Origin of the sequence: Nocardia sp. NPDC059154, assembly GCF_042755705.1 — a bacterium.
Taxonomy (GTDB): Bacteria; Actinomycetota; Actinomycetes; order Mycobacteriales; family Mycobacteriaceae; genus Nocardia.
The window spans coordinates 91,777-118,009 of the sequence record NZ_JBHZCS010000020.1 but is presented as its reverse complement, the minus strand read 5'-3'; the positions used below and the strand labels follow the sequence as shown (position 1 = coordinate 118,009).

The 26,233-nt window shown below is 69.2% G+C and carries 22 protein-coding genes; 6 read left to right on the top strand and 16 right to left on the bottom strand.

Annotated elements, in window-relative coordinates:
* The 8 genes from ACFXN1_RS19190 to ACFXN1_RS19155 all read right to left on the bottom strand — a co-directional run.
* Positions 1-1,314 (bottom strand): alpha/beta fold hydrolase (locus ACFXN1_RS19190; RefSeq protein WP_379463638.1); only part of this gene is annotated, 1,314 nt, incomplete at its 3' end.
* A gap of 162 nt (positions 1,315-1,476) precedes the next feature.
* On the bottom strand, positions 1,477-1,944 hold the full coding sequence (locus ACFXN1_RS19185) for an SRPBCC domain-containing protein (protein ID WP_379401704.1): 468 nt from the start codon (positions 1,942-1,944) through the stop codon (positions 1,477-1,479).
* Positions 1,945-1,974: 30 nt separating this feature from the next.
* Entirely contained in the window at positions 1,975-3,372 is a 1,398-nt protein-coding gene (locus ACFXN1_RS19180; protein ID WP_379440034.1) for a sensor histidine kinase, read from the bottom strand.
* A complete protein-coding gene (locus ACFXN1_RS19175; protein ID WP_379421418.1) occupies positions 3,369-4,058 on the bottom strand; it encodes a response regulator transcription factor in 690 nt (229 codons plus the stop codon). The genes ACFXN1_RS19180 and ACFXN1_RS19175 overlap by 4 nt, the downstream gene beginning before the upstream one ends.
* On the bottom strand, positions 4,055-5,311 hold the full coding sequence (locus ACFXN1_RS19170) for a DUF1501 domain-containing protein (RefSeq protein WP_379440032.1): 1,257 nt from the start codon (positions 5,309-5,311) through the stop codon (positions 4,055-4,057). Before ACFXN1_RS19170 ends, ACFXN1_RS19175 begins: the two co-directional genes overlap by 4 nt.
* Before the next feature lie 16 nt (positions 5,312-5,327).
* Entirely contained in the window at positions 5,328-6,551 is a 1,224-nt protein-coding gene (locus ACFXN1_RS19165) for a DUF1800 family protein (protein ID WP_379440031.1), read from the bottom strand.
* A gap of 155 nt (positions 6,552-6,706) precedes the next feature.
* Entirely contained in the window at positions 6,707-7,399 is a 693-nt protein-coding gene (gene bioD / locus ACFXN1_RS19160; protein ID WP_379440029.1) for a dethiobiotin synthase, read from the bottom strand.
* A complete protein-coding gene (locus ACFXN1_RS19155; protein WP_379440028.1) occupies positions 7,396-8,550 on the bottom strand; it encodes an 8-amino-7-oxononanoate synthase in 1,155 nt (384 codons plus the stop codon). The genes bioD and ACFXN1_RS19155 overlap by 4 nt, the downstream gene beginning before the upstream one ends.
* A 105-nt stretch (positions 8,551-8,655) precedes the next feature.
* Here ACFXN1_RS19155 and ACFXN1_RS19150 point away from each other — a divergent pair, with 105 nt between their 5' ends.
* On the top strand, positions 8,656-8,949 hold the full coding sequence (locus ACFXN1_RS19150) for a hypothetical protein (RefSeq protein WP_379440026.1): 294 nt from the start codon (positions 8,656-8,658) through the stop codon (positions 8,947-8,949).
* Between the two features lie 57 nt (positions 8,950-9,006).
* Here the strand turns inward: ACFXN1_RS19150 and ACFXN1_RS19145 are convergent, their stop codons facing one another.
* From ACFXN1_RS19145 to ACFXN1_RS19130, 4 genes are all read right to left on the bottom strand, one after another.
* Positions 9,007-9,747 carry an ABC transporter permease gene (locus ACFXN1_RS19145; protein WP_354843208.1) on the bottom strand — a complete coding sequence of 247 codons (741 nt, stop codon included), beginning with the start codon at positions 9,745-9,747 and terminating at the stop codon, positions 9,007-9,009.
* A 64-nt stretch (positions 9,748-9,811) separates the two neighbouring features.
* Positions 9,812-10,621, bottom strand: a complete 810-nt coding sequence (locus tag ACFXN1_RS19140) for an ABC transporter ATP-binding protein (RefSeq protein ID WP_379440024.1) — start codon at positions 10,619-10,621, stop codon at positions 9,812-9,814.
* Positions 10,618-11,118, bottom strand: a complete 501-nt coding sequence (locus ACFXN1_RS19135; protein WP_379440022.1) for a MarR family winged helix-turn-helix transcriptional regulator — start codon at positions 11,116-11,118, stop codon at positions 10,618-10,620. The genes ACFXN1_RS19140 and ACFXN1_RS19135 overlap by 4 nt, the downstream gene beginning before the upstream one ends.
* A 55-nt stretch (positions 11,119-11,173) precedes the next feature.
* Positions 11,174-12,421 (bottom strand): adenosylmethionine--8-amino-7-oxononanoate transaminase, encoded by a 1,248-nt coding sequence (locus ACFXN1_RS19130; protein ID WP_379440043.1) that lies wholly within the window; start codon positions 12,419-12,421, stop codon positions 11,174-11,176.
* A 194-nt stretch (positions 12,422-12,615) separates the two neighbouring features.
* Here ACFXN1_RS19130 and ACFXN1_RS19125 point away from each other — a divergent pair, with 194 nt between their 5' ends.
* Genes ACFXN1_RS19125 through treY form a run of 3 tightly spaced genes read left to right on the top strand, consistent with a single transcriptional unit; the run spans position 12,616 to position 18,129 of the window.
* Complete coding sequence (locus ACFXN1_RS19125; RefSeq protein ID WP_379440020.1) at positions 12,616-13,587, top strand: GNAT family N-acetyltransferase; 972 nt, start codon at positions 12,616-12,618, stop codon at positions 13,585-13,587.
* A 10-nt stretch (positions 13,588-13,597) separates the two neighbouring features.
* Positions 13,598-15,709: a glycogen debranching protein GlgX gene (gene glgX, locus ACFXN1_RS19120; protein WP_379440019.1), complete on the top strand. Its 2,112-nt coding sequence runs from the start codon at positions 13,598-13,600 to the stop codon at positions 15,707-15,709.
* Between the two features lie 11 nt (positions 15,710-15,720).
* A complete protein-coding gene (gene treY / locus ACFXN1_RS19115) occupies positions 15,721-18,129 on the top strand; it encodes a malto-oligosyltrehalose synthase (RefSeq protein ID WP_379440017.1) in 2,409 nt (802 codons plus the stop codon).
* 12 nt (positions 18,130-18,141) lie between these two features.
* Here treY and ACFXN1_RS19110 read toward each other — a convergent pair whose 3' ends face one another.
* On the bottom strand, positions 18,142-19,314 hold the full coding sequence (locus ACFXN1_RS19110) for a DUF2235 domain-containing protein (RefSeq protein WP_379440016.1): 1,173 nt from the start codon (positions 19,312-19,314) through the stop codon (positions 18,142-18,144).
* A 189-nt stretch (positions 19,315-19,503) separates the two neighbouring features.
* On the opposite strand from ACFXN1_RS19110, the gene ACFXN1_RS19105 reads away from it, so the two are divergent.
* Positions 19,504-20,181 (top strand): response regulator transcription factor, encoded by a 678-nt coding sequence (locus ACFXN1_RS19105; protein ID WP_379401691.1) that lies wholly within the window; start codon positions 19,504-19,506, stop codon positions 20,179-20,181.
* 65 nt (positions 20,182-20,246) lie between these two features.
* Here the strand turns inward: ACFXN1_RS19105 and ilvA are convergent, their stop codons facing one another.
* Positions 20,247-21,602: a threonine ammonia-lyase IlvA gene (gene ilvA, locus ACFXN1_RS19100; protein WP_379440014.1), complete on the bottom strand. Its 1,356-nt coding sequence runs from the start codon at positions 21,600-21,602 to the stop codon at positions 20,247-20,249.
* Positions 21,603-21,726: 124 nt separating this feature from the next.
* On the bottom strand, positions 21,727-22,164 hold the full coding sequence (locus tag ACFXN1_RS19095; protein ID WP_379440012.1) for a nitroreductase family deazaflavin-dependent oxidoreductase: 438 nt from the start codon (positions 22,162-22,164) through the stop codon (positions 21,727-21,729).
* An 86-nt stretch (positions 22,165-22,250) separates the two neighbouring features.
* Here ACFXN1_RS19095 and ACFXN1_RS19090 point away from each other — a divergent pair, with 86 nt between their 5' ends.
* Positions 22,251-22,475 carry a hypothetical protein gene (locus tag ACFXN1_RS19090; RefSeq protein WP_379440011.1) on the top strand — a complete coding sequence of 75 codons (225 nt, stop codon included), beginning with the start codon at positions 22,251-22,253 and terminating at the stop codon, positions 22,473-22,475.
* Positions 22,476-22,610: 135 nt separating this feature from the next.
* Here the strand turns inward: ACFXN1_RS19090 and dnaE are convergent, their stop codons facing one another.
* Complete coding sequence (gene dnaE, locus ACFXN1_RS19085; protein ID WP_379440009.1) at positions 22,611-26,165, bottom strand: DNA polymerase III subunit alpha; 3,555 nt, start codon at positions 26,163-26,165, stop codon at positions 22,611-22,613.
* Positions 26,166-26,233 lie beyond the last annotated feature (68 nt).

Below are 26,233 nucleotides of genomic sequence, written 5' to 3'. Positions count from 1 at the left end.
GCCTGGGGTAAAACCCGCTAGCTGGTAATGGCAACGGGACCGGGGGGTTTTTTTTCTGGGCCCTTTTCTTTTTCCCTCCCCCCCCCTTTTCCTTCTCCCCTCCCCCCCCCCCTCTTCCCCCCCCCCCCCCCCCCCACAACTCGGTCCGCCGCCCCCCTGGTCGCCCCCCCCCCCGACCGAGAAGACCGCCGCCTCGTCGGCCTGCACCTGCCGCACGAACGGCACCACCTGCTGCTCGATGACCGTGTTGTACTCCTGCGGCCGCTCGATCGGGTTGGCGTGCCCGGTGGTTCGCGTGGTCACCACCAGCAGTGTCCCGTTCACGCCACCGACCTGGTCGATCAGCGCCTTGTGCGAGTACTCCACATCCACGATCGGATCGTCGTACGGGTTGTGCGGCCGGATGAACACGACGGCCGGACGGGGTTTGCCCGCAGCGGGTTTGGACAGCGCCCGCAGATCGTCGACCGCGCCGCCGGCCACGATGGCCTTGAACTGGGCCTCGATCAGGCCGTTGCTGGCGGCATTGGTGTTCAGGATCTTGTCGCGCAGAACGTTCTGCACCGCCGCGCGGAACTCGTCGCCGCGGATCACATAGCGTCCGCCGACGAAACTCTCATGGCGCGCATACGTTTCCACGATCAGCCGCAGCAGCCGGCTCTCCCGCGCGCCGGGCACCCAGCCCATCCAGCGCAGCATTTCCTCACCCTGGTCGCGGCTCTCGGGGCGGACCGCGTTCAGATCCACCGGCGTGCAGTCCAGGATCACCGCCCGCACCCGCTTCCTGCTGTCCTGGTGCAGGTGCTTGGCGATCTCCAGCGCGATGACCCCGCCCATGCTGTGCCCGGTCAGCACCACGTTCGGCACCTTGGCCGCGTCGGTGACCTTCACGATCAGATCCGAGATGACCTTGGTGTCGATACCGGCATTGTCGTAGCGCACCGCCCACACCGATCCCAGCCGCCGCAGCGAGGGCAGCGCCCGGGCGGTGTCACTGGCGTCGAGGACACCCAGCCCGACCAGATCGAAGACGGCGGTGTCGCCGGCCTGCGAATCCGACGGGCCCGCGATGGGCAGCACGGCGGGTTCGGTGCGCGCCAGCCGCGCCTGCTCCGGCAGCACGTCCAGACCCATGTATTCGGCGAAGGCGCCCAGCGCCACCAGCGGCACCAGGCTCAGCCGCAGGACCAGCAGCCGGGTCCGCCGCCAGCGGACCCAGCCGACGCCCGAACGGGTCGCGCGCAGGCGCGCGCGACGCCGCCGGTCGTCGTAGTCGGCGACGCCGGACGGATTCGGAAAACCCGGCAGCGCCATACCAATCAACTGTACGAATTTCCGGCTGGTCATCCAGGCTTGTTCTGCCGGTCATCTCCTGGTAGCGCACAGGTCATTTCGGTGGGCAGCGGTCATCTCCGCGCAATCCAGCGGGATCGAGGGCGATTTCCCGGGCAGTGTCAGTGGATTTCGCGGGCGGTGTCAGTCCTCGGCGGCCTGCTCGGCGTGCTCGGCGAGTTTGGCCAGGGCCGCGCGGAAGCCGATCTCGTTCTCGTCGGGCGAGAGTCCGGGCGGCAGGTTCTCGTGGTACGCCGTCACACGGGTCCCGCCCGGAACGTCGTCGAGGGTGTAGGTCACCGTCATCTCGCCACGCAGTTCCGGGTCGTCCGTTTCGAATTCGAGGGTCTGCACCACCTCGCGATCGGGCACGACCCGGGCGAACACACCGTGGAAGGTGTCGGTGTGCGGGGCCGTCTTCCCAGCCCGGGTGTGCAGGTCGTAGGTCAGCGAGATCCGGATCCGCCCGCCGACGCGGGGATCGAACTCATGGATGCGACTGGTCATGCCGTCGGGAACCATCCACGTGCGCACCGAATGCGCATCCAGGAGCGCCCGGAAGACATTCGGACGCGGGGCACCGACGAACTTCTCGACTCGAGTGGAAGGCACCGCGCCACCCTACGCCCGATGTGATGAAGATCACGACAACTCCGCCGAGCTGTCCGATACGTCCTCGGGCGCGACCGGCAGCGCGAGCGTCGCCAGGGTGCCGCCGCCCGGCGCCGGAGCCAGGGTCACCGAACCGGAATGGACGGTCGCCACCCATCGCACCAGTGACAGGCCGATGCCGTGATGCCCGCGCGCCCCGACCGCGCCGCGCCGGAAGGGATCGGCGAGCGCGGGATCCAGGCCGGGCCCGTGATCGCGCACCAGCACCTGCCCCGCCGCCACCCGCACCTCCACGGGCGTGCCGCCGTGCACCAGGGCATTGTCGATGAGATTGCGGACCGCCAGGGCCAGCAGATCCGGATCCGCCCGCACCGCAGTGGGTTCCGCGGTGAGGGTGACGTCGCCGCCGCATTCCGCGACCACGCCCTCCACCAGCTGGTCCAGGTACAGGCGCTGCCGATCCAGTTCGCCCACACCGGTTTCGGCGCGGGTACGGGCCAGCAGCCCGGCCACCATGCGGCCCATGCGGTCGGTGAGCGCGCGGGCGTCGGTGACCGCGCGCCGGGTGTCGGCCGGATCACGCAGCGCGGCATCCAGATAGAGCCGCAAAGTGGCCAGGGGCGTGCGTAATTCGTGCGAGGCCTCGGACAGGAAGCGCTCCTGCTGGTCGAGCATGCGCACCGCCGGGCGCATGCTCACCCCGGACAGCAGGTGCCCGGCCAGGGCGGCCAGCGCCACCAGGGTCAGCCCGCCGGCCCACAGGGCCACGACCAGGCTGCGGTGGTCGCTCGCCCCCGGCGCCGGGTCGCCGCCCGCGAAAACGACGGCGCCGACGGTGGAGTCGTTGTCCCAGGCCGGGGCCGCCGCCAGCCGTACCGGATTGCCGTCGCGGTCGGTGCGGCTGTGCCACTGGGTGTCCTCGGCATCGGCGGCCTGCTGCGCGAGTCCGGTCAGGTCCGCGGGCAGTCCGGATCGCCTGTGTACGAACAGTTCCTGCCAGCGGCCGTTCTGGTCGCGGACCAGAATCGCGACTGCGCTGGGGCCGCTCGCCAGATCGTCGTCGCCGCGCACAGTCTCCAGATCGATGCCGCCGTCCTCGTTCCAGTACACCTCGCGCGCCAGCCCGGTCACCACCCGGTCGACGCCCGCATCCAGGGCCTTCTCCCGCGAATGCCCATCGATGGAGGCCGCGAGGGACGCGAGCACGATCAGGCAGACGGCGGTCAGCGCGGTGAACAGCCCGGTCAGCAGCCACCGCGTGCGCCGCAGCCGGCCCGGCGTGGTCGGTTGCGACGTGGGCCTGCTTCGCAGCCGGCGGGCGAGCCGGCCGCGCGAATCATGGTCGGCCGCACCGGGATCGGCGTCCGCCGGTCGCGCGCCCGCCTCACCGGGACGGCCGTGGGATGTCGTGCGCCGCCGGAACTTCACGGCGTGATGGTGAAACCGGCGCCGCGGACGGTTTCGATGAGGGGCGGGGCGCCGAGCTTGCGGCGCAGCTGGGCTACCACGACGTCGACCACGTTCGACGCGGGTTCGGCCATTTCGTCCCAGCAGCATTCGATGAGTTCGGCGCGGGTCACGACGGTTCCGGCGCGGACCGCGAGGAGCTCCAGGACACCGAACTCCTTGGGAGTCAAGGTGAGCAGTGTGCCCGCGCGGTGGACGCGGCGGCGCGGCCGGTCCACCACGAGGGTGCCGACGACCGTGCGGGTGGGTGCGGGCAGCTCCCGGCGGCGGCACAGCGCGCCCACGCGGGCGGCCAGTTCGTCCATGGCGAACGGCTTCACGACATAGTCGTCGGCGCCGTGGGCGAAGCCGTCGAGCCGGTCGGCGAGGGCATCGCGGGCGGTGAGCATGACGACCGGGGTGCGCTGCCCGGAGTCCCGATGGGCGCGCACCAGGTCGAGGCCGTCGCCGTCGGGCAGGCCGCGGTCGACGACCAGGCAGTCGTAGGTGTTGACGGTGATCTTCAGGTCGGCGTCGGCGCAATCGCGGGCCAGGTCCACGGCGAAACCGGCCGCGCGCAGCCCGGCCGCGACCTCGTCGCCCAGATTCCTGTCGTCCTCGCACACGAGTACCCGCACCTGCGCAATTACAGCATCCGTACCGGTCACGCGGCCACGACCCCGGGCAGCGGACGCGGGGAACCGGGCAGGACGTCCCCGGCCGGGACGCCGAACCAGCTCTCGGCGAGGGTGGCGTAGAACTCGGTCATATCGACCGTCGCGCGCAGATTGCCGTCCGCGTCGAGGGCATGCAGTGATGGTGTTTCCCCGAAGACGCCGGGATTCGTCGGCCCGAGCAGCAGGGCCGTCCCGGCCGCGCCGTGGTCGAGGCCGTCCGAGTCGTTCACCGGGACGCGGCGGCCGAATTCGCTGTACGCGGCGACGAGCACGCGATCGGCGATACCCCGGGCGGCCAGGTCCCGGCGGAAGGCGGCCAGCGCCGTGTCGAGCTCCCGCATCAGGGTCTCGTAGCGGCGCGGGTGCTTCGAATGGGTGTCGAAGTCCGCGCCCATCGGGACGTGCACGATGCGCAGGCCGTGGTTGTCGTCGGCGAGCAGCCGTGCGGCCAAACGCAATTGGACCCCCAGGTCACTGCCCGGGTAGCCGTCCGCGGCCGCCGGGAGGGTGGCCGCCACATCCGAGAACCGCAGGGCGGACGCGCTGCCCGCCCGGGCGGTGGCGAAGAGCGGTGCGTCGGCGCGGTCGGGGTGCGCCAAGGCCCGCTGGGCGGCCAGCCAGGCGGCGCGGACGTTCTCGTCCTCGAAAACCGGGAACAGGCCGTCGTTTCCGGCATCCACGGACAGTGTGGTGACCCGTTCGCAGGCGAGCGCCGGTGTGGCGCCGACACCCAGCGACACGCCCACCGCGGGTGCGGCCGGGTCGCCGAGATGGTCGCAGAGCCGCCCGAGGAATCCGGTGTCCGGGCGGGCAGTGCCCTCGGGATCGCCGGTCTGCCAGCGGTGCAGCATCTCGAAATGCGACAGATCGGGTTTGGCGGTGCCCACGCCCGGAATCACCGAGACGCCTGCGGCGGCCAGTTCTCTCAGCTGCGGATGCAGGCCGAGCGCGCCGTCGATGGCGTGCACGTGCTCGGCGGCGATGGCGGTGCCGCGTCGCAGGTCGCGGTAGCGGGAGTCGGCGTAGGGCACGGCCATCGACAATCCGTCACTGCCGCCGGCCATTTCGATCACCACCAGCCGCCGCTTGTCGAGCGCCGCCGCCCGTACCGGCGCCGGCGGATGCCAGACGTCCGGCGCATCTGAAGAGCCGAGCAGCCGATGGCCCGCCACCCCGCCGACTGCGGCCACCGCCCCGGCGCCGATACCCGCCCGCAGCACAGTGCGCCGATTCAACGAGACCATGGAAAGTCCTTCCGGTTCATACCAGCGTGAATTCCGGCGAGGTGATGACCAGGGCCAGCAGGGCCGTCGCGGCCTGTTCCGGGTACCGGCGCAGTTCGAACGCCAGATCCCGGGCGGCGGTGCGGGTTCCGGGGCTCGGGTCGAAGATCGAGGCGCGGGTGAACGCGGCCGCGACCGGGTCGCCGGCCCCCGCGATCTCGGTCAGCGCAGGCGCGTTCACCGCCAGCGCCGCTCGCGCGACGGCCGTACCCGGCGCGACCCACCGACTCCCCGGCGGCCAGCCCGCCACATTCGGCGGATAGAACGGCGATTGACCGAGCGCGGTCATCGTCTCGAAAGCGGTTGCCGCATTGTCGATCCCGCAGACGGCGAGGGCGGCGGTGACCCATTCGACCGGATAGCGCGGGCGCGTGTACCTTGCCTCCGCGAACGACGGATCGTGCAGGATCGCCGCCACCAGGGGCCGAATCTCCAAGCGCGCCTGCGTGAATACCGCAGCCAGCTCGGTCAGCCGCTGGTCCGAGGCGACCCGGCCGACCAGGAAGTGGTGCAGTTTCGCGGCGATGAACCGCGCGCTCTCGGGCCGATCGCACAGCACGTCGACGGCATCGCGGACGGTGGTCACCCGACGTCCCAGCAGCTCCACGGCCCGCTGATTCCCGGATTCCGGATCGAATGCCACCGACCCGTGGTCGTCGACACTCCACCCCGACAACGCGACCGCCGCGGCCTCCACATCCCGCTGCGTGTAGTTCCCCCGCCCAAGGGTGAACAACTCCATGAGCTCCCGCCCATGATTCTCATTGGGCGCCTGCGCCACCGACCCGGCACCGTCGAGCCATTGCAGCATGGCCCCGTCCACGGTCACCGCCTGCGCCAGCTCCCGGAAATTCCCCAGCGCGAATTTCCGGAACAACAAATGCTGCCGCCACATCAGGTCCCAGGTATCGACCTTGTCGTGACTCGACGTGAAATGCCCATGCCAGAACCACACCATCTTCTCGTGTACCCCGGCCGCCGGATCCGCCACCGCCCGCAGCCACGAACCAACCGGCCCGCTCGACGCGGCATCGGCCTCCTCGTCGAACACCGGCGGCGCCGGCGTCAGCGGAGCGGCGGCCAGCACACTCTCGACGACATCCCCGCCACCGCCCCGGCCCACCAGGTCCTCCACCCGCCCCGGAAAGGGCCCGAAGGTGGTGCGCCGCAACACATGCGCAACGGCAGCCAACTCATCCATGCCCCCAGCATGCGGAACCGCCCGTTAGAAATTCATGAGGCAACCCACCCGCCACCTGTCCTCAGCATCGCGCCGGCGGCACTTCGCGTCGCCGGTGCGGCTAACAGACGGCGAGGATTGGTGCCCTACGAGGCACTGGCCCACCCCACCGATCGCTAGGAATGGGTCAGGAGGTGGCCGGCGGTCCAGGTCCGGTCGAACCAGGTGGGGGCGGCGGCGGTGAAATCGGGGGCGGGCCAGGAGCCGGCGCCGGCGGGGATGGAGCCGATGAGGTCGACGCCGGTTACGGCGGGGAGGTCGGTGCGGTTGCACTCGGAGGCGAGATCGGGGGTGGCGGGCCAGGATCCGATGACGAGACCTGCGCAGGGGACGCCGGCGGCGGTCAGGGCTCGGGTGGTCAGTTCGCTGTGGTTGAGGGTGCCGAGGCCGGGGGCCGCTACCAGTAGCACCGGGGCACCGAGTTTTTGGGCCAGGTCGAGGAGGGTGAAGTCGCCGATGCGGACGAGCAGGCCGCCGGCACCCTCGACCAGGACGAGGTCCGCGTCCGCGCAGGACTCGATGCCGGCGATGGTCTCGGACAGGGTCAGCAGCGGTTGGCCGCAGCGCCGGGCGGCGGTGTCGGGGGCCAGGGGCTCCGGGTAGCGGGCCAGTTCCAGGGTGCGGGTGACCCCGCTCAACCGGGTGATTTCGGCGAGGTCGCCGGGTTCACCGGGGGCTACGCCGGTTTGGGCGGGTTTGCAGACGGCGACGTCCAGACCTGCGGCGCGGACGGTCGCCGCCAGGGCCGCGGTGACGATGGTCTTGCCGACGTCGGTGGAGGTTCCGGTGATGAACAGGAGGCGGCTCATGCCGGGACCACCTGCCGCCCACGGGCTTCGGCGAGGACCTCGCCGAGAACGGTTGCGATGGTGGCCAGCTCGGCCTCGGTGAGGTCGGCGCGGGCGGTCAGGCGCAGGCGGGAGGTGCCCTCGGGGACCGACGGCGGGCGGAAGCAGCCGACGCTGAGACCGCGGGCGCGGCAGGCCTGAGCGGCGTCGTAGGCGACCTGGGCATCGCCGAGGACGACCGGGACGACGGCCGAATCCGGTTGGCCGACACCGGCGATGCGGGCCAGATCGGCGGCGCGGTCGAGCACCCGCTGGGCCATCTCGGGGTCGCGGCGCAGCAGCCGCAGGGCCGCGCGGGCCGCGCCGACGGCGGCGGGCGCCAGGCCGGTGTCGAAAATGAAGGTGCGGGCGGCGTCGATGAGGTGGGCGCGCACCCGTTCGCTGGCCAGCACCGCGCCGCCCTGGGCGGCAAAGGCTTTGGAGAGGGTCGCGGTGATCACCAGGTCGGGCTCCCCGGCCAGCCCGCACTCCTGCACCAGGCCGCGGCCGCCGTTGCCGCGCACCCCCAGGCCGTGCGCCTCGTCCACGATGAGCACCGCGCCATTGGCCCGGGTCACCCGGTGCAGTTCGGTCAGCGGCGCGAGATCCCCGTCGGCGCTGAACACCGAGTCCGTCAAGACCAGTGCACGGTCCTCGGTGCGCTCGGACAGCAGGCGGTCCACGGCCGCCGGGTCGCAGTGCGGTGCGATCTCCACCCGGGCCCGCGACAGCCGGCAGGCGTCGACCAGCGAGGCGTGGCTGCCCGCGTCCGAAACCACCAGTGCGCCACGGCCGGCCAGCGCGGTGACCGCGCCCAGGTTCGCGGCGTAGCCGGAGGCGAACACCAATCCGGCCTCTGCGCCGACGAATTCGGCGAGTTCGGTCTCGAGCTGTTCGTGCTCGGCGGTGGTCCCGGTGACCAGGCGCGAGCCGGTCGCGCCGGCGCCCCAGTACCGCACCGAGGCGACGGCGCCCTCGATCACCTCGGGGTGGCGGACCAGCCCGAGGTAGTCGTTGGAGGCCAGGTCGATGCTCACCGTGTCGGAGGTGCGGGGGCGCAGTTCACGGCGCAGCCCGGCGTCCACGCGCTCGGCGGCGCGGGTGTCGAGCCAGCTCAGGGGATCGGCAGTCACAGCTCGGAAGCATACTTGAACACCGTTCAGGGGGCCATGGGTGTCGGCACACGGCGCTATGCTGGGAAGTCGTAAGGAGGCTGCGCGATGCCACGATGGGCAATAGTGGTCGAGCAGACGACCGGCTTCGGCGACAGCAAAACCTGGAGTCCGAAGATCCTCACAGAGGTGGTGGGAACCCGCGAACAAGCCCTCGCGAAAGTCCCGGACCTCGTCTCGAAATTCCAACCCGATCATCCGAAGCTGATCAGCCGCCGCACCATCCTGCGGGACGGCGACACCTACATGCTGATCGCCCGTGGCTGGTCCGACGACTATCACTGCGTATTCAAGGTCTGGGAAGTCCTGTCAGACAGTGACAATTCTGACAAGGTGCGCGAAAGACGGGCCAACCGTTGACGGCTCGCACCGCGCGAGCCGGCACGGCAGCACACCGGTAGCCGAGACCGCGTCGGCCTACCGGACCAATCGGCCCAGCAGGGCCGACGCGGTGGCGACGCCGAGGGTGGCGGCCCCGGCCAGTACACCGAAGTCCAGCCAGAGGTCGGCCTGTGTGCCGATCAGCAGGCCGCGCAGCGCGTCCACCTCGTAACTGAGCGGGTTGACGTGGCTGACGACCCGCAGCCACGTCGGCATGAGGTCCACGGGGTAGAGCGCGTTGGAGGCGAAGAACAGCGGCATGGTGATGGCCTGGCCGATGCCCATCAGCCGATCCCGGGCGCGCACCAGCCCGGCGATGGTCATGGACAGGCAGGCGAAGAAGGCCGTGCCGAGGAAGACCACGGGAACGGTGGCGAGCACGCGCAGCGGGTTGCCGGTGAGGGCCACACCCATGAGCAGCGCCACGATCACGATCACCAGGATCTGGGCGATGGCGCGAACGCCTGCGGCGAAACACTTTCCGGCGATCAGCGCGGCCCGCGGGGTCGGGGTGACGAGCAGTTTGGTGAGAATGCCCGCATCCCGGTCCCAGATGATCTGGATGCCATAGAAAATCGCGATGAACAGCGCCGACTGGGCGATCACGCCGGGAGCGAGGAAGTCCAGGTACGGCACCGAACCGGTGGGCAGGGCGTGCAGGCGGGAGAAGGTGGTCCCGAATATCACCATCCACAGCACGGGCTGGATTGCGCGGGTGAGGACTTCGGTCTGGTCGTGGCGCAGCTTCTGGATCTCCACCAGCGCGAAGGTGCCCATGCGGGAGGCCAGCCGGGGCAGGCGCGCCCAGCCGCGCGGCGCCAGGACCGGCGTGAACGCCGTATCAGCCCCCGCGCCGGGCGGTCCGGCGAGTGCTTCGGACATTGCGCATGTTCCCTTCGGTCACATCGTCGAGGCTCTCCCCCGCGTGATGCCGGAAGACATCCTCGAGGGTCGCCCCGGGGCCGATCCCGGCCTTCAGGTCGGTGGGCGAACCGGTCGCGCGCAGCACGCCCTTGTGCAGCAGCGCGATTCGATCGCAGAGCGCGTCGGCCTCGGCCATGTAGTGGGTAGTGAGCAGCACGGTGGTGCCGTAGCCGGCGCGCATCTCGGCGACCCGCTCCCAGACGCTGTCGCGCGCAATGGGATCCAGCCCCACCGTCGGCTCGTCCAGCACCAGCAGAGCGGGGCGGTTGACCAGGGCCTGGGCCAGTTCGAGGCGGCGGATCATGCCGCCCGAGTAGCCGCCCGCCAGCCGGTCGGCCATGTCCAGCAGGTTCATGGCGTCGAGCACCTCGTCCACCCGCTCGGCCCGCTCGGCGCGCGGCACGTCGAACAGCCGGGCGAACCAGGCCACATTCTGCCGCCCGGTCAGCCCGGCCTCGATCGAGAGTTGTTGCGGCACATAGCCGAGGTTGGAGCGGACGTCCACGGCGCGGGTCGTGACATCGAGCCCGAACACCCGGACAGTGCCGGACTGGATGGGCATGAGCGTGGTGAGCAGCTGAATGGTGGTGGACTTGCCCGCGCCGTTGGGGCCGAGCAGGCCGAACACCTCACCGCGTTCGATGGTCAGGGCGAGATCGTCGACCACGGTGCTGGTTCCGTAGCGGTGGGTCAGGCCGACGCATTCGACGGCGGGCACGCTGGTCATCGGTCGCCTCCGCGGGAGTGCTCGCGTTCGTGCAGCAGATCGGTGAGGCGCGTCATGGCCGCCAGACCGCTGCGCAGTTGCGCGCGTTCGGTTTCGGTGAGCTGGTCGAGCGCTTCGGCGACCACGGCGTGCCGCTGCCGCCGCGTCTCGTCGGCGATCCGCTGCGCGTCCGGGGTCAGGGACAGTCGCATCGTCCGCCGGTCCCGCGGATCCGGCTCACGCACCACGAGCCCTGCCTTGACCAACTCTGTCACCAGCGTCGACACACTGTTCGCCGCCGAACCCAGTTCTCCGGCAGCCTCTTTCACCGAGATCCCCGGCCGCCGCCCTACCAGCCGCAAGAACTCCGACTGCGCCCCGGAGAGCCCCGGCTCATCGAACGACCGCCCGGCCAGCCGGCCAACCTGCCGCCGCAAGCGGCCCATGGAGCCGAACAGCAGCGTCATCAGCTCGGTATAGCTGTCGCTTTCTGTGTTCTCCCGGGGAGTCTCGGACACGCTCCCACAATAGCTCTGTTTCAGAGGTATTTCGACCGGAGCGCGAATCCGGTGGTCAGACGGCTGCGGCGGCGCACATGGCGGCGGCTATGCGGCGGACGTCGTCGCGGGTGCTGATGAAGGGCGGCATGCAGTAGATGAGATTGCGGAACGGACGTAGCCAGACGCCGGATTCGACTGCGGCGGCGGTGGTTCTGCGCATGTCAACCGGGTGGTTCAGTTCGATGACGCCGATCGCGCCGAGGGTGCGGACGTCGGCGACGGCGGGGAGGTCACGGGCGGGGGCCAGGCCCTCGGCGAGGCCGGTGTGGATGTCGCGGACCTCGCTCTGCCAGTCGCGCGAGAGCAGCAGTTCGATCGAGGCCACCGCGACCGCGCAGGCGAGGGGGTTGCCCATGAAGGTCGGGCCGTGCATGAGGCCGCCGTGCGAGCGGCTGATGGTCTCGGCGATCTCGGTGGTGCACAGCGCGGCGGCCAGGCTCATGTAGCCGCCGGTGATGGCCTTGCCCACGCACATGACGTCGGGCCGGACACCCGCTTGTTCAGCGGCGAAAAGGGTTCCGGTGCGGCCGAATCCGGTGGCGATCTCGTCGAACACCAGCAGGACGTCGTGCTCGTCGCACAGTCGGCGCAGATCGGCCAGGTAGCGCGGATCGTGGAAGCGCATGCCACCCGCGCCCTGCACCACGGGTTCCACGATGACCGCGGCCAATTCGTGCGCGTGCGCGGCGAGGGTCCGCTCCAGCTCCGAGACATATTGCGGCTCATAGGCTTCCGGCGGCGGGCCCGCGAAGACCTGCGGGACCAGGACATCGGTCCACAGCGAGTGCATGCCGCCCTCGGGATCGCAGACGCTCATGGGGGTGAAGGTGTCGCCGTGGTAGCCGCCGCGCCAGGTCATCAGCCGGTGCTTCTCCGGCCGCCCCAGCGCCCGCTGGTACTGCAGGCACATCTTCACCGCGACCTCCACCGACACCGAGCCGGAGTCGCAGAGGAAGACCTTGTCCAGGCCCTCGGGCGTGAGCTCGACCAGCAGCTGCGACAACCGCACCGCCGGCTCGTGGGTGAGCCCGCCGAACATGACGTGACTCATCTTCCGCGACTGAGCGAGCAGGGCGGCGTCCAGCACCGGGTGCTGATACCCGTGCACGGCGGCCCACCAGGAGCTCATGCCGTCCACCAGTTCCCGGCCGTCGGCCAGGGTGAGCCGGGTGCCGGACGCGGAGGCGACCACCAGCGGCGCGGTGGTGGCCGGGAAACCGCCGTAGGGATGCCACACGTGGGCGGCGTCGATCGCGGTGATCTCGCCGGTGCGCTGCGCACCGACGGGTCGGGTCGGTGCCGCAACAGTTTCGGTCGGTGCCGCAACAGGCTCGGTCGATGCCACGAGAAGTCCTTCGAGGAGCGGGCTTGAACGGCGTTCAAGTTACCACGAACCCGGCCACCCACCGGCACCCCCGGCGTATTCTTTGACTCGGTCAAAGGATTGGAGCCAGCATGGCCGTCGAGACGACCGATCGCCCGGTCGAGGCACAGCACATCGCCGCCGTCCGCGCCTTCAACCGGCGCTACACCCGCATCATCGGCGTCCTCCAGGGCGAGATGCTCGGCACCGAGTACTCGCTCACCGAGGGCAGAATCCTGTTCGAGCTGGCCCATTTCGGGGCCACCGAGGTGGTGGACCTGCGGCTGGCCCTGGATCTGGACCCGGGATACCTGAGCCGCATCCTGGCCCGGTTCGAGGAGCGCGGCCTGGTCGCCCGCCGCCGATCCGCCGCCGACGGCCGGCGGCAGGTGGTGGAGCTGACCGAGGCGGGCCGGGCGGCCTTCACGGAGCTGGACCAGCGCACCCAGGACCAGATCGGGGATCTGCTGGTCCCGCACTCTCCCGTGGTGCGGACCCGGTTGGTCGGGGCCATGCGGACCATCGAGCAGATCCTCGACACCGACTCCGAGCCCGATCCCGCCGGCGTGATCCTGCGCGAACCCCGGCCCGGCGACCACGGTTGGGTGATCACCCGCAATGCCGTGCTCTACGCCGAGGAGTACGGCTGGAACGCCGAATACGAGACGCTGGCCGCCACCATCGTCGCGAACTGGCTGAGTTCCCATGACCCGCAGCGGGAACGGGCCTGGATCGCCGAATACGAGGGCAGCCCGGTCGGCTGTGTCTACTGCATGCGCGAGGACGACACCACCGCCCGGCTGCGACTGCTGCTGGTGGAACCGTCCGCCCGCGGACTCGGCGTGGGCAGCGCACTGGTCGACGAATGCCTGCGCTTCGCCGCCGCGGCGGGATACACCGAGATGGTGCTGTGGACCAACAGCGTGCTGGACTCCGCGCGCCACATCTACCAGCGCGCCGGATTCGAACTGGTGGAATCGAATCCGCACCACAGCTTCGGCGTCGATCTGGTCGGGCAGACCTGGCGGCGGGGACTCGGCGGGGAGGACGATCCCGCCCGCTAGGGTCTGGATCATGCCTCCCGCGACTCCCGGCACCACCGCGCTCGGTGTCTGGCCGGGGACCGCCTATCCGCTGGGCGCGACCTACGACGGCGCCGGAACGAACTTCTCGGTGTTCTCCGAGGTGGCCCGGCGGGTGGAGCTGTGCCTGATCGACGCGGACCACCGCGAGACCCGGGTGCCGCTCGACGAGGTGGACGGCTATGTCTGGCACGCCTATCTGCCCGGCGTCGGGCCCGGGCAACGATACGGTTTCCGGGTGCACGGGGGCTTCGATCCGGAGCGGGGGCTGCGCTGCGATCCCAGCAAGCTGCTGCTGGACCCGTACGGCAAGGCGTTCGAGGGCGACTTCGGGACCGCCACCGCGCCCTACAACTTCGGGCAGAACTCGCTCGGGCACACCATGACCGGGGTGGTCATCAACCCGTACTTCGACTGGGCCCACGATCGCGCGCCGAAACGGCCGTACCACGAGACCGTCATCTACGAGGCGCACGTGAAGGGCATGACCGTCACGCATCCGGAGGTGCCGCCGGAATTGCGCGGCACCTTCGCGGGCATGTCGCATCCGGCGATCCTCGAACACCTGCGGGGGCTGGGCGTGACGGCCGTGGAGCTCATGCCCGTACACCAGTACCTCGACGATCGCATTCTGCTGGACCGGGGACTGCGGAATTACTGGGGCTACAACAGCTTCGGCTATTTCGCGCCGCATCGGGGCTATGCCGCGGGCTCCTCCCCCGCCGCCGCGGTGACCGAATTCAAGACCATGGTGCGTGCCTTCCACGCCGCCGGTATCGAGGTGATCCTCGACGTGGTCTACAACCACACCGCCGAGGGCAATGAATTCGGGCCGACCATCAGCTTCCGCGGCATCGACAATGCCGCGTATTACCGCCTGGTGGACGATGATCCGCAGCATTACATGGATTACACGGGTACCGGCAACAGTTTCAATATGCGCCACCCGCACGCCCTGCAGCTGATCATGGATTCGCTGCGCTATTGGATCCTCGAGATGCACGTGGACGGATTCCGCTTCGACCTGGCGGCCACCCTGGCCCGCGAATTGCACGATGTGGACCGGCTTTCCACCTTCTTCGACCTGGTGCACCAGGATCCGGTGGTGAGCCAGGTGAAGCTCATCGCCGAACCCTGGGATGTCGGCGAGGGCGGATATCAGGTCGGCAATTTCCCGGTGGCCTGGACCGAGTGGAACGGCAAATACCGTGACACCGTACGGGATTACTGGCGCGGGCAGCCGGCGACGCTGGGCGAGTTCGCCTCCCGGCTCACCGGGTCCTCGGATCTGTACGAGACCACCGGCCGCCGGCCCAGCGCCAGCATCAATTTCGTGACCGCGCACGACGGATTCACGCTGGCGGATCTGGTGTCCTACAACGAGAAACACAACGACGCCAATGGCGAGGGCAATCACGACGGCGAGAACTACAACCGCTCCTGGAACTGCGGCGTCGAGGGCCCGACCGAGGATCCGGAGATCCTGGCCCTGCGCGCGCGGCAATCCCGTAATCTGCTCGCCACCCTGCTGCTCTCCCAGGGCACCCCGATGCTGTTGCACGGCGACGAATTCGGCCGCACCCAGCGCGGCAACAACAATGTCTACTGTCAGGATTCACCGCTGTCGTGGATGGACTGGACGTTCATGGACATCAATGCCGATCTGCTCGAATTCACCAGGCGCGCGGTCGCGCTGCGCGCCGCGCACCCGGTGTTCCGGCGGCGCCGCTTCTTCGATCCGGCGCCCGATCCCGACGACCTCGGCGATATCTCCTGGTTCACCCCCGGCGGCGCGGCCATGACCGACGCCGACTGGGAGACCGGCTTCGCCCGCTCGCTGGCGGTGTTCCTCAATGGCGACGGCATCAACGAGCCGGGCCCGCGCGGGGAACGCATCGCCGACGACTCGTTCCTGCTGTGCTTCAACGCTCACGACCAAGCCCTGGATTTCACCCTCCCCGACGCCCGGCACGGTAATGCCTGGTCGGTCGCCCTGGACTGCGCCGCGCCCACCGGCCGACCCGCCGCCGACACCGTCCTCCCCGCTGCCGCAACGGTGCAAGTGCCCGCACGCTGTCTACTCGTGCTGCGCCGTACGGCATGATCGATACCGCCATGACCAGCTCGCCCGAACACCTCACCGGACCCATCGCCCGGCAGACGCCCGTGCGCAGCACCTACCGCCTGCAGCTGCGGCCCGACGCGCTCACCTTCACCGATGCGCGCGCCATCGCCGAATACCTGCAGCAACTGGGCATTTCGCATCTGTACCTGTCGCCCGTCATGACCGCGACACGCGGCTCCACCCACGGCTACGACGTCACCGATCCGACCACGGTGTCGGCCGCGCTGGGCGGGCCGACCGGGCTCAAGGCCCTCGCCGACGAGGTGCGCAGCCGCGGTATGGGACTCATCATCGATCTGGTGCCCAACCATGTGGCGGTGGCCGATCCGCGGCAGAACCAGTGGTGGTGGGATGTGCTGCGGCAGGGCAAGAAGTCCAAGTACGCCATCTGGTTCGATATCGACTGGACGCCGGGCAATGGCGCGGGCGGGCGCATCGCGCTGCCGGTGCTGGCCGGGGAGAACGATCCGGCGGCGCTGACCGTGGACCGCTCCGGGCCCGAACCCATGCTGGCACTGCACGATCTGCGCTTCCCCATCGCGCCCGGCACCGACGGCGAGAACGCGCTGCGCATTCACGACAAGCAGCACTACCGCCTGGTCAACTGGAAGTCGGGGCTGTGTGGATACCGCCGCTACTTCACCGTGGGCGGGCTGGCCGCCATCCGGCAGGAGGAGCCGGCGGTCTTCGAGGCCACCCATCGGGAACTGGCCGCCTGGTGCGAGCACGACCTCATCGACGGTGTGCGCGTGGATCATCCCGACGGACTGGCCCAGCCCGCCGAGTACCTGCGGCGGCTGCGCCTGCTCATCGGACCGCAGCGGCTGCTGCTGGTGGAGAAAGTGCTCTCCAATCGTGAGCCCCTCGACGCCACCCTCCCCATCGACGGCACCACCGGCTACGACTCCCTCGCCGACATCGGTGGCGTGCTCATCGACCCGGACGGCGAGAAACAGCTCACCGACCTGTCGCGGCAGTTCACCGGGCACGGCAGCGACCGGGCCTGGTTCACCGAGCAGGAACACCGGATTCGCCGCGCCGTCGCCGAGACCATGCTGGTGCCCGAGGTGCGGCGGCTGGTGGCCGCGGTCAAGCGCGACGCCCGCGCCGACGCCTTCGACACCATGGCGCTCACCAATGCCGCCATCGAGGTGCTGTCGTTCATGCCGGTCTACCGCACCGACTACGCGCCGCTGGCGGGCATGGTCGGGGCCGTCGTCGCCGAGGTGGCGCGGCGCAATGCCGAACTGACCGCGCCGCTGCAGGTGCTGGTGACCGCGCTGGCGACCGGCGGCGAGGCCGCCACCCGCTTCCACCAGGTGGGCGGGGCGATGAGCGCGAAAGCCGTGGAGGACACCATGTTCTACCGCGCCGCGCGGCTGGTGTCGCTGCAGGAGATGGGCGCGGACCCGGCCCGCTTCGGCTGCTCGCCCATCGAGTTCCACCTCGCCAATGCCGAACGCGCGCAACGCTGGCCGGCCGGCATGACCGCGCTGTCCACCCACGACACCAAGCGCGGCGAGGACGTGCGCGCCCGCATCGGCATGCTCTCGCAGGTGCCCGACATCTGGGCGCGCTCGGTCAGCACCTGGGAGGAGATCGCACCCGGACCCGACGGCGCGACCACACTGTTCCTGCTGCAGAACATGTTCGGGGTGTGGCCCGCCGACGGCCGCCCCGCCGCGGCCGTGCCCGGGCTGCGCGAGCGGCTACATCAGTTCGCGGAGAAGGCGGTTCGCGAGGCCGGCACCCAATCCTCCTGGGAGGAACCGGATGTCGAGTTCGAGACGGCGGTGCACCGCTGGATCGACACCGTCATCGACGGACCGGTCGGCGCCGAACTGGGTGAGTTCGTGGCCGATCTGGCCGGCCACGCCTGGACCGACGCGCTGGCGCAGAAGCTGCTGCAACTGTGCGGCCCCGGTATCCCGGACGTCTACCAGGGCTGCGAGCTGTGGGAGGACTCGCTCGTCGATCCCGACAACCGCCGCCCGGTGGACTTCACCCACCGTTCCCTGCTGCTGCAATCCCTCACCGGCACACCGGATCTCGACCCGACCGGTGCGGTCAAGATGTGGATCGTGGCGTACGCGCTGTGGCTGCGGCGCGAACGCCCCGACTGCTTCGTCGGCGGCGCCTACATCCCGCTGTTCGCGGCCGGCGACCGCGCCCAGCACCTGCTCTCCTACGCCCGCGGCCGCACCGGGGAGACCCCCGAGGTGATCGTGGCCGTCACCCGGCACAGCATCCGACTGGACGAGGCGGGCGGCTGGGCCGACACCGTGCTGGATCTGCCGCAGGGACACTGGACCGACCGGCTCACCGGCCACACCTTCTCCGGGCGCGCACGACTGGAGAAGCTGTTCGCCCGGCTGCCGGTGGCCCTGCTGGTGCGCTGAGCGGCCGGCCGATCAGGCGGCGGATTCTTCCGGACCGCCGCCCGCGTCGTCACCTGCGGCACGTGACACCTGGTCGACGGGCTCGATGAGATCCGGCGGCACCGGACCGCCCCGATGCTCGCACCAGCGGTGAATATTGGCCGGGCGGTAGCCCTTCCGGTCCGGAACGCTGGCGGCCAGGAAGCTGTCCTGGTCCTCGGGTTGCAGCAGCTTGCGCCAGGAATCCCAGTAGAAGCGCGGGCTGCGCCAGCCGGTCGCCAGACGGGCGTAGTTCAGCACCCGGAAGCCCGGGCTGAGCGAATCGTGCAGGTGCGTGGCGTCGAACGGGCAGCTGCTGAGCAGGGTGTCGAGGCGGTCGTGATCGAAGGCCAGTCCCTCGGCCTCGGCCTCGGCGATCATCCAGCGCAGGGTGATGTCGGACAGCCCGCAGTCGGCGTAGCCGCCGCCGATATCGCTGTGCACGCCCTCGAACCAGACCTGCTTCACCCGGTCGGGACGGTCGTAGAGCTCGCGCTGATCGGCGGGAATCTCCCACAGGCAGGGCGCGAAGGCACGCCGCCGCTCGTCGATGGCCAGCGCCTGCCGCGCGCACAGCACGATGCGCGAGAGCCGCACATCGTGGAAGCTGTGCAGCCACGAGGTGATACCCGGGACGCCCATCGCGCCCACGGTGTCGAAGACGCCGAGGAAATTGATGACCGGCCTCTCGGGGTGGCAGTTCGCGGCGCGGAACGCCGCCCACTCCGGCGGATCCGGATCGTCGGGGTTCTGCTTGCGGGTCTTGTAGATCTCCAGCGCCTTCGGGTACTTACCCCCGATGATGGCCTCGTAGGTCAGGATTCCGAGCCGGTTGATCATCCCCGCCAGGCTGCGGGCGGTGTACGCGCCGCGGCTGAAGCCGAAGATGTAGATCTCGTCCCCGGGCTCCCAGTTCAGGGCCAGCTGCCAGTAGGCGGCCGACAGATTGGCCTCCAGGCCCAGACCGAACGCGCCGCCCAGCAACTTGTCCGACATGAAGCCGCGCGAGCCCGGACCCGAGACGTAGTTGATGCGCTGACCGACGGACTTCCCCTCCCTGTCCGTCCCGGTCAGCTTGACCGTTTCCGCGATCTTCACGATGTTCGACACCGTCGAGCTCGACTCGGCCTTCCAGGTGCCGTCACAACACACGACCAGCCTTTTCATGAACGTCAGCCTCCCGCCCTGACCGTTCGGTTTCACGCGTAGTGAACTACCCGATCATCGCGCCCGGGCCACGCGGTCGTTAACCCCGGCGCGTGCCCCCACAAGTACCCCTCCCCGCGGCGTTAACATCCCGCGCTCGCCCGGCGATCGCTCACGATTCGTTCACGATCCCTGTGGCACGGTGGCGGCATGTCCGACGATGGAGTGAGCGCCCGCAGCGTATGTGTCCTGGTGTGCGAGGACGACGAGCGGCTGGGCGAGCGGGTCGCGGACGGACTGCGGGCGGCCGGATTCATCGTCGATCTGACCCGCAATCTCACCGACGCCGCCGAGCAGTGCGGGGTGCGGATCTACGACTGCCTCATCGTGGACCGCGGGCTACCCGACGGCGACGGACTGGAACTGGTACGGCGGCAACGGGAATCGGGTGATCGCACCCCCGCATTGCTGATCACCGCGCGCGACAGTCCCGCCGATCGCAGAGAGGGCTACGCAGGCGGCGCCGACGACTATCTGGCCAAGCCGTTCTCGCTGGGCGAGCTCGCCGCGCGGGTGCGTGCGCTGTGCTCGCCCCGGCGCTCGCCGCACTCGCCCGTGCTCACCATCGGGGATCTGGTGGTGGACCGATTACGCCGGCGGGTGCGCCGCAGCGGAATCCTGCTGACCATGACCACCCGCGAATTCTGCGCGCTGGAACTGCTGGCCGCGCGCGCCGGAACCCTCGTCACCCCGGCCGAGATCGCCGCCTTCTGCAGCGATTCCACCTCGACCGCGGGCGTGGACGAGGTGATCACGCGGCTGGACCGCAAGCTCGGCCGGCCGCGGATCATTCACAGCTCGGCGGCGGGATACCTCCTGCACGCCTGAAAGCCCCACCGGGGCAACCGGACCCGTGTGATCCGAACGAGGGGTCGGATCACACGGGTCACCGGTCAGGTCAGATACCGGTAGGCGGGCGAGTTCGGATCCAGCCGCTCACACTGGATCGGCGACTTGTCCATCCGCCCGAGCAGCGGTTCCAGGCCCTCCGGGGTGCCCAGTTCGATACCGACCAGGGCGGCACCGGTTTCGCGGTTGTTGCGCTTCACGTACTCGAACACGGTGATGTCGTCATCGGGGCCCAGGACCTCGTCCAGGAACCGGCGCAGCGCGCCGGGCTCCTGCGGGAAGTCCACCAGGAAATAGTGCTTCAGGCCCTGATGCACCAGCGAACGCTCGATCACCTCGCCGTAGCGGGAGACATCGTTGTTGCCGCCCGAGAGCAGCACCACCACCGTCGCACCCGGCTCGATCTCGACCTCGCGCAGCGCCGCCGTCGCGAGCGCGCCCGCCGGCTCGGCGACGATGCCCTCGTTCTGGTACAGCTCCAGCATGGCGGTGCAGATGGCGCCCTCGTCCACGTGCATCATGCGGAAAGATCCTGCGCCCGAACCGGTTTCGGTGCTCGTCAGCAGGGGCAGCGAGGCGTGCGAGCGGACCTGGCCGCCGAAGCGCACCACCGCCTGGTAGCCGACCCCGCCGACCCGGCGCACGGCGGCGCCGTCCACGAACGGGTCGATCTCGGGCAGCGTCACCGGGCCGCCGGCCACCAGCGCGGCCGTCATGGACGCCGCGCCCGTCGGCTCCACCGCGAGAATCGCGGAGTGGGGCGACCGTTCCCGCAGATAGGTGGCGATACCAGCCAGGCAGCCACCGCCGCCCACCGGAATCACCACCAGATCGGGCTCGCGGCCGAGCTGTTCGAGGAATTCGGCGGCGATGGTGCCCTGACCGGCCGCGGTGCGCGGATCGTCGAAGGGCGGGACCATCGTCGCCCCGGTGCGCTTCACATCGTCGGCGGCGGCCGCGGCGGCCGCGTCGAAGGTGTCGCCGACGGCGATGAGTTCCACGAATTCGCCGCCGTGGACGCGGATTCGGTCGCGCTTCTGCTTCGGGGTGGTGGTGGGCACGTAGATGCGGCCCGTCACGCCCATGGCCTTACAGGCGAAAGCCACGCCCTGCGCGTGGTTTCCGGCGCTGGCGGTGACCACGCCCGCGGCCTTCTCGGCGGCGGTCAGCTGCACCATGAGGTTGTAGGCGCCGCGCAGCTTGTAGGAGCGGACGGCGGTGAGGTCCTCCCGCTTGAGGTAGACCTCGGCCCCGGTCAGCGCCGACAGCCGCGGAATCCGTTGCAGCGGCGTCGGCTCGATAATGTCCGAAATTCGCTTCGCGGCGGCATCGATCTCGTCCGCTGTCAACTCGGGCAGCGAACCGGACACTCTCTCGGCGATAACAAGCGGATCAGACACCCGAACATGCTAGCTGGGAGCATGCGGCGGGCCTGCGGCAGCGCCACGAAAAGGTCCCGGTCACCTCGGACCGGGACCTTCTCTCACCGACCGCCGTGCTTCCCGGCGATACGGCGGGCGGCGCTCAGGGGCGCGCGGTGAGGACGAACAGCGGGATCTGGCGGTCGGTCTTCTTCTGATATTCGGCGTAGTCGGGCCACACCTCGACGGCCCGCTTCCACCAGAGAGTCTTCTCGTCGCCGGTGACCTCGCGGGCGTCGTAGTCCTTGACCACGTCCCGGTCGCGCAGTTCCACATGCGGGTCAGCCTTGAGGTTCCAGTACCAGACCGGGTGCTTGGGCGCGCCGCCCAGAGAGGCGACCACCGCGTACTCGCCGTCGTGCTCGACCCGCATGAGCGGGGTCTTGCGGAGCTTGCCGGACTTGTTGCCGCGGGTGGTCAGCAGAATGATCGGCACACCCTGCAGGAGGTTGGCCTCCGCGCCCCCGGAGTTCTCGTACTGCTCGGCCTGCTCTCGCGACCAGTCGGACGGGCTGGGTTCGTACTCTCCGATAAGTGGCATGAACTGGGTAACCGTCCACGATCATGTGTTGTTCCCGACAGAGGTTTCGGTTGCCCGAACTTTGTGTCACCGTCTACCCTTACCGTATGGCAGTGGTTCACCCTACGGACACCGAGCGGCCCCGCTCGGACGTTTCCGTGGACATCGCCGGGACGGCGTGGCCGGTCTACAAGCTGGAAGCCTTGTTCGCCGGTGTGGTGGTCTGCCTGACACTCGCCCTGATCACCGGATCGGTGCAGGCCGCGGTACTCGGCGCGACGGTGATCGCGACGCTGCGCTGGATCATCGGCGCGGCGCGCAGCCTCCGCTGATCCGGACCTTCCGGCCCGTGTCCTTCGACCACCTCGGCGTCATCCCTCAGGTCTTCCTCGATCCCACCTCGCTGTGACAAACACGTGTGCCCCTCGCCGAGGCGAGGGGCACACGGTGCGACGGGGGTGTAGGGATCAGACCGCGCCCAGGCAGCCCGGGCCGAGGAGGGCTTTCAGATCCCCCATGAGGGCCGAGGAGGGCGAGACCCGCAGGTTGTCGGCCACCTTCAGCATGGTGGTGCGATCCCGAGAGCCGACGTGCTTGATGTGGACGTTCGCAGTGCCCGGATGCCGGGACAGCACTCGCTTGAGCTCGCCGATCTTGTCGGGGGTGCACAGCCGGGTGGGGATGACCACCGACAGCGGCTTGTCCACGCCGATGGACGAAAGGTCCGGCACCACAAGGTCGTTGGCGATCAGGGAGACGCGATCGTCGCGGGCGCTGACGCGGGCCTTGACCAGGACGATGGCGTCCTCGGTGACGTCCATGCCGTAGACGGAGTAGGACTGCGGGAAGAACAGCACCTCGATACCACCGGTGAGGTCCTCGAGCTGGGCCGAGGCCCAGGGCAGGCCGTTCTTGTTCACGCGGCGGGTGACATTGGCGAAGATGCCGCCGATGGTGACCTGCGCGCCGTCCTTGATATCGCCCTCGAGAATGGCGGGGATCTGGGTGTCGGACTGGGCCGCGAGGACGTGCTCCACGCCGTTGAGCGGGTGCCCGGACACGTAGAGGCCCAGCATCTCCCGCTCCAGGGCGAGCTTGTGCTTGGTCTCCCATTCCTCGTCGGGGACCTTCACATTGAAGACGCTGGCGATGGACTCGTCGGCGTCGTCGAGGCCGCCGAAGAGGTCGAACTGGCCGATGGCCTCGGCCTTCTTGGTCGACATGACCGCGTCGATGGCATCGGAGTGCACCAGCAGCAGGCCCTTGCGCGGATGCCCGAGCGAGTCGAAAGCGCCTGCCTTGATGAGGGATTCGGTGACCTTCTTGGTGCAGGCGATGGCGTCGATCTTGTTCAGGTAGTCGGAGAAGTCGGTGAACTTCGACTTCTCCTTGCGCGCGGCGATGATCGAGGCCACCACGTTCGCGCCGACATTGCGCACCGCGCCCATGCCGAAGCGAATGTCGTTGCCCACGGAGGCGAATTCGAGTTCGGACTCGTTGACGTCGGGCGGCAGCACCTGGATGCCCAGGCGGCGGCAGTCGGCCAGGTAGACGGCGGCCTTGTCCTTGTCGTCACCGACGGAGGTGAGCAGACCGGCCATGTACTCGGCGGGATAGTTGGCCTTCAGGTACGCGGTCCAGAAGGAGACCAGGCCGTAGCCGGCGGCGTGCGACTTGTTGAACGCGTAACCGGCGAACGGGAGAATCGTGTCCCACAGCGCCTTGATGGCGGGCTTGGTGAAACCGTTCTCCAGCATGCCCTTTTCGAAGCCCTCGAATTCGGCCTCGAGGACTTCGGCCTTCTTCTTACCCATGGCGCGGCGCAGAATGTCGGCTCGGCCGAGGGAGTACCCGGCCACCTTCTGCGCGATCTGCATGATCTGCTCCTGATACACGATCAGGCCGTAGGTATCGCGCAGGATGTCCTTGAGGGGCTCTTCGAGCTCCGGGTGGATGGGCTTGACCTCTTGCCGCCCGTTCTTGCGGTCGGCGTAGTCGTTGTGCGCGTTCATGCCCATGGGGCCGGGGCGGTACAGCGCGAGCACGGCGACGATGTCCTCGAAGCCGGTGGGGATCATGCGGCGCAGCAGATCTCGCATGGCGCCACCGTCGAGCTGGAACACGCCGAGGGTGTCACCGCGCGCGAGCAGTTCGTAGGTGGCCGGGTCTTCCAGGGGCAGGGTGTCGAGGTCGAGTTCGATGCCGCGGTTGGCCTTGATATTGACCAGCGCGTCACCGATGACGGTGAGGTTGCGCAGGCCCAGGAAGTCCATCTTCAGCAGGCCGATGGCCTCACACGACGGGTAGTCCCAGCCGGTGATGATGGCGCCGTCCTGCGCGCGCTTCCAGACCGGGATCGCGTCGGTGAGCGGTTCGCTCGACATAATCACGGCACAGGCGTGCACGCCGGCGTTGCGGATCAGGCCCTCGAGACCGCGTGCGGTCTCGTAGATCTTGTTGACGTCCGGGTTGGTGTTGATGAGCTCACGGACCTCGGCGGCCTCTTTGTACCGCTCGTGCTCGGGATCCATGATGCCGGAGAGCGGAATGTCCTTGGCCATGATCGGCGGCGGCAGCGCCTTGGAGATCTGGTCCGCGATGGCGAAGCCCGGCTGGCCGAACTGCACGCGGGCCGAGTCCTTCAGCGCCGCTTTGGTTTTAATCGTACCGAAGGTGATCACCTGGGCGACCCGGTCGCTGCCCCACTTGTCGGTGGCGTAGCGGACCATTTCACCGCGACGGCGATCGTCGAAGTCGATATCGATATCGGGCATCGAGACGCGTTCGGGGTTCAGGAAGCGCTCGAACAGCAGACCGTGCGGAATCGGGTCGATGTTCGTGATGCCCATGGCGTAGGCGACCAGCGAGCCGGCCGCCGAACCGCGGCCCGGGCCGACATTGATGCCGACCGAGCGGGCGTAGGTGATGAGGTCACCGACGACGAGGAAGTAAGCGGGGAAACCCATTTCGTTGATGACGCCGAGCTCGTACTTGGCGCGCGAGATGTACTCCTCCGGCGGCCCGCTCGGGAAGCGCCGGTCCAGGCCGACCATGACCTCGTGCTCGAGCCAGGTGGCCTGGGTGTGGCCCTCGGGCACCGGGAAGATCGGCATCCGGTCGCGGTGGGCCCAGACGTCGTCGTAGGACTGGACGCGCTCGCCGATCACCACCGTGTTGTCGCACGCGCCGGGGACTTCCGCGTCCCAGATGGCGCGCATCTCCTCGGCGGACTTCAGGTAGTAGCCGGAGCCGTCGAACTTGAAGCGGGTCGGGTCCGAGAGCGTCTTGCCGGTCTGAATACACAGCAGCGCTTCGTGATTGGACGCGTCGTGCTCGTGCACGTAGTGGCAGTCGTTGGTGGCCAGCGGCGGAATGCCCAGCTTCTTGCCGACCTCGAGCAGGCCCTCGCGCACCCGGCGTTCGATGGACAACCCGTGGTCCATGATCTCCAGGAAGAAGTTCTCCGGCCCGAAGATCTCCTGCCACTTGGCGGCGGCTTCGAGTGCCTCGCGTTCGTGGCCCAGGCGCAACCGGGTCTGCACCTCGCCCGAGGGGCAGCCGGTGGTGGCGATGATGCCCTCGGCGTGCTCGGCGATGATGTCGGCGTCCATGCGCGCCCACTTGCCGAGCTGACCTTCGATGGAGGCCAGACTCGACAGCTTGAACAGGTTGCGCAGACCCGTCGCGTTCTCGGCGACCATGGTCATGTGGGTGTAGGAACCCGAACCCGAGACGTCATCGCTCTTCTGCGACGGGTCGCCCCACAGCACGCGCTTGGTGTTGAACCGGGACTCCGGCGCGATGTACGCCTCGATGCCGATGATCGGCTTGATGCCCTGCTTCTTGGCGGAGTTGTAGAACTCCGACGCGCCGTACATATTGCCGTGGTCGGACATGCCGACGGCGGTCATCCCGAGCCGTGTCGCCTCTTTGAACAGGGGCGTGATCTTCGCCGCGCCGTCGAGCATCGAGTACTCGGTGTGGTTGTGGAGATGGACGAATGATCCCGACGAGGCTGACACCCGGACATACTATGCGGCCCCACCGACGAGTTCCGAAGGCACGCGGTGGCGATCACGCGAATCGGCGT